Raw genomic sequence first — 3732 nt, 5'->3', positions numbered from 1 at the left:
CAACTTGCCGACAGTGACGATTCCCGAAAACTGGAAAACGAGCAAATCTTTATCATGCGTAAGATTGATGAAGTACAAGGCGAAATCTTCCAATTGGAAAACAACATTCAGTTTATTTCCAATGCTAAGCCGGACAATCCGTTTATCAAAGAGATCAACAAAAACATTGATCGTCATAAAGAAGAATTAAAAACCTGGAAAGAAAAACTAAAACAAATCCGTAGTTTAAAACAACAGGAATAACATAATACAAAAAAGACCGGAAATCCGGTCTTTTTTTATAGTATCGCATAAAAAATAAAGCATGATCAACATACAAGACACCATTAGCGAAGTCGTTGCTTCATTAACCACCGCCATCTATTTGGAAACTGCCAATCCAAAACTTAAAAAAAACAAATACCTTGAAGACACTAAAGAATTGCAAAACCAGGCAACCTTCATTACTGATGAAGGCTATTTTTACTTTTTAAGCCAATTTGGAGACGCTATACTAACTTTTAACGATGGCGGAAGTATTAGTGTATTTGGCTTTGGCTATTGGGAAGGAATGGCCATTACCGACTATCCGCTTCTTGATTCGAACGGCATCTATGTTTTAGCCGATTATGCCGATAGCGGAGATGAAATGCTTTTTTTTGCATACAATTCAAATGAAGACGCAAACGCGAACAGAATTTGGGTATCAAACAATTTAGATTCGGGATTTAAACCCGTATACAACGATTTTTTACATTTCTTAAAAAGTATTTCAAGTGGCGAATTTGAACAAAACAAACATCAATGGCTTACTCCTGAAAAATGATTTTCTAACCGTTTCCGAAGAGAATCTTTTACTTGATCACATTGATTCCAGTCCATGGGACACCAGTCTTAAAAGACGCGTACAACACTATGGCTACCGGTATAATTACAAAAGCAAAGTCATTGACAATTCTCTATTTGAAAAATTACCCGACTGGCTCGAAAATCTAAAGAAAAAGATTCAGAAGTATTTCGATTTGGATTATTCTTTTAATCAAGTGATCATTAATGAATACGAACCCGGCCAGGGAATCGCGTCACACATCGATTCCACCGCATCGTTTGACGACATCATACTATCGGTAAGCCTACATTCGGCTTGTGTGATGGAATTTACCAAAGACGACACTAAAGTGCCGCTTTTATTGAAACCAAGAAGTATACTATTATTATCCGGAGAGAGTCGATACGAATGGAAACACGGTATTAAAGCCGTAAAAAAAGATCACGGAATAAATGACGAAATTATCCTGCGTCAGAGAAGAGTTTCCATTACCTTCCGAAAGATCATCGATAAGTAAACAACGGCAAAACTAACACACTACAAAAAAGACCGGAAATCCGGTCTTTTTATAGCTATAAAAAAAACCGCTTTAAAAGCGGTTTTTTATTTTTATGATTAGTCGATTTTAAATCGTTTTCTGTCATTTTCATTCAAATAGATCTTACGAAGACGTAATGATTTTGGTGTTACCTCTACATACTCGTCTTTTTGGATGTATTCTAACGCTTCCTCTAAAGAGAATTTGATTGCCGGAATAATTCTGGCTTTATCATCTGCTCCGGAAGAACGTACGTTGGTTAATTTTTTCGTTTTGGTTACGTTTACAACCATATCATCACCACGTGAGTTCTCACCGATCACCTGACCTTCATAGATGTCCTCATTCGGATCTACGAAGAACTTACCACGATCCTGTAATTTATCGATTGAATATGGAATTGCTTTACCGTTTTCCATCGAAATTAACGATCCGTTGATACGTCCTGCGATTTCACCTTTAAACGGTTGGTATTCTAAGAATCGGTGTGCCATAATCGCTTCGCCAGCCGTAGCCGTTAGCAATTGGTTACGCAATCCGATAATTCCTCGTGACGGAATATAGAATTTAATGATCATACGGTCACCTTTTGGCTCCATACTCAACATTTCACCTTTACGTAGAGTTACGAATTCTACCGCTCTCCCGGAAAGGTTTTCTGGTAAGTCGATCGTTAATTCCTCAACCGGCTCACATTTAACACCATCAATTTCTTTGATGATTACCTGTGGCTGTCCGATTTGCAATTCGTATCCTTCACGACGCATGGTTTCGATTAATACTGACAAGTGAAGTACACCACGTCCGAAAACCAAAAATTTATCAGCACTATTGGTTTCATTCACACGCAATGCCAAGTTTTTCTCTAGCTCTTTCGTTAATCTATCTTTAATGTGACGGGAAGTCACAAATTTTCCTTCTTTTCCAAAGAATGGTGAATCGTTGATCGTAAACAACATACTCATTGTTGGCTCATCGATTGCGATGGTTGCCAATGCTTCCGGATTTTCAAAATCGGCAACAGTATCCCCGATTTCAAATCCTTCCAATCCTACGATCGCACAAATATCTCCGGCAACAACCTGCTCAATTTTACGTCTTCCGATTCCTTCAAAAACGTGTAATTCTTTGATTTTAGATTTGATAATCTTACCATCACGTTTTACCAAAGAGATATTCATACCTTCTTTTAATTCTCCTCTTTGTAAACGTCCGATAGCGATACGTCCTGTAAAGTTGGAGAAATCCAAAGAAGTAATCAACATCTGTGGCGTTCCTTCTGATACTTTTGGAGCCGGAATGTGTTCCAACACCATATCCAATAAAGGCTCGATGTTTTCCGTCTGATTTTTCCAGTCAGTCGACATCCAGTTATTTTTAGCAGAACCATAAACGGTTGGGAAATCCAACTGCCATTCTTCTGCTCCTAATTCAAACATTAAATCAAATACTTTTTCATGAACTTCTTCCGGAGTACAGTTTTCTTTATCCACTTTGTTTACAACCACACATGGTTTTAATCCTAAGTCGATCGCTTTCTGTAATACGAAACGTGTTTGTGGCATTGGTCCTTCGAAGGCATCCACCAACAACAACACACCATCAGCCATGTTTAATACACGTTCTACTTCTCCACCAAAATCGGCGTGGCCCGGAGTATCGATAATGTTAATCTTTGTCCCTTTGTAGGTTACCGATACGTTTTTAGAGGTAATTGTGATCCCTCTTTCACGTTCCAAATCGTTGTTGTCAAGAATTAAGTCTCCGGTATTCTCGTTTTCACGGAATAACTGACAGTGATACATGATTTTGTCAACCAAAGTAGTCTTACCGTGGTCAACGTGAGCGATAATCGCAATGTTTCTGATAGAAGTCATAAATAATTTTTGAGGGTGCGAAATTACAATTTATTTTTTATATAAACACGCTAATTTTTAAGTAGTTAGCAAAAAAATAACAAAATAATAACAACAAAAAAAGCTCTCGTCAAAGAGAGCTTGGTTTTTTATATCGTGTTTCAATTAGCTTATGCTAATTTAGCTACGTGCTTCGTTAGTTTTGATTTTAAGTTAGAAGCTTTGTTATCGTGGATAACATTTTTCTTCGCTAACTTATCGATCATAGCGATAACAGCAGACAATTTAGCTGACGCTTCTGCTTTATCAGTTGCTAAACGTAGGGCCTTGATAGCGTTACGTGTAGTTTTATGTTGGTATCTGTTTAATACTCTCTTTTTTTCGTTGCTTCTGATTCTTTTTAAAGCCGACTTATGATTTGCCATTTTCTTAAAATTGATTAAGTCTTTTTACATTTCTTTTTTTCGTAGTCCGTAGGGGAATCGAACCCCTGTTACCAGGATGAAAACCTGGCGTCCTAACCCCTAGAC

General features: G+C 37.5%; 4 protein-coding genes and 1 pseudogene. 3 read left to right on the top strand and 2 right to left on the bottom strand.

What is annotated here, in order from left to right:
* The 3 genes and pseudogenes from Q1R07_RS15220 to Q1R07_RS15210 all read left to right on the top strand — a co-directional run.
* Window positions 1-243 (top strand): annotated as a pseudogene (locus Q1R07_RS15220) (DUF349 domain-containing protein); the annotation flags it as partial.
* Window positions 244-304: 61 nt separating this feature from the next.
* The gene (locus tag Q1R07_RS15215) at window positions 305-805 is read left to right on the top strand and encodes a hypothetical protein (RefSeq protein WP_300491903.1); all 501 of its coding nucleotides are present in this window, start codon (window positions 305-307) and stop codon (window positions 803-805) included.
* Window positions 756-1325 carry an alpha-ketoglutarate-dependent dioxygenase AlkB gene (locus Q1R07_RS15210; protein ID WP_300491901.1) on the top strand — a complete coding sequence of 190 codons (570 nt, stop codon included), beginning with the start codon at window positions 756-758 and terminating at the stop codon, window positions 1323-1325. Before Q1R07_RS15215 ends, Q1R07_RS15210 begins: the two co-directional genes overlap by 50 nt.
* A gap of 98 nt (window positions 1326-1423) precedes the next feature.
* On the opposite strand, the gene typA is transcribed toward Q1R07_RS15210, so the two are convergent.
* Window positions 1424-3223: a translational GTPase TypA gene (gene typA / locus Q1R07_RS15205; protein WP_300491899.1), complete on the bottom strand. Its 1800-nt coding sequence runs from the start codon at window positions 3221-3223 to the stop codon at window positions 1424-1426.
* A gap of 149 nt (window positions 3224-3372) precedes the next feature.
* The gene (gene rpsT / locus Q1R07_RS15200; RefSeq protein WP_300491897.1) at window positions 3373-3627 is read right to left on the bottom strand and encodes a 30S ribosomal protein S20; all 255 of its coding nucleotides are present in this window, start codon (window positions 3625-3627) and stop codon (window positions 3373-3375) included.
* Window positions 3628-3732 lie beyond the last annotated feature (105 nt).

It is taken from the genome of Flavobacterium sp. (genome assembly GCF_030146175.1).
GTDB lineage: Bacteria > Bacteroidota > Bacteroidia > Flavobacteriales > Flavobacteriaceae > Flavobacterium.
The sequence above is the reverse complement of the archived record's forward strand: the minus strand, read 5'-3'. Positions and strand labels throughout refer to the sequence as shown.

Bases quoted from the DNA above. Each gene is read 5' to 3' on its own strand.
- Q1R07_RS15215 (WP_300491903.1), top strand. From the start codon at position 305: ATGATCAACATACAAGACACCATTAGCGAAGTCGTTGCTTCATTAACC.
- typA (WP_300491899.1), bottom strand. From the start codon at position 3,223: ATGACTTCTATCAGAAACATTGCGATTATCGCTCACGTTGACCACGGT.
- rpsT (WP_300491897.1), bottom strand. From the start codon at position 3,627: ATGGCAAATCATAAGTCGGCTTTAAAAAGAATCAGAAGCAACGAAAAA.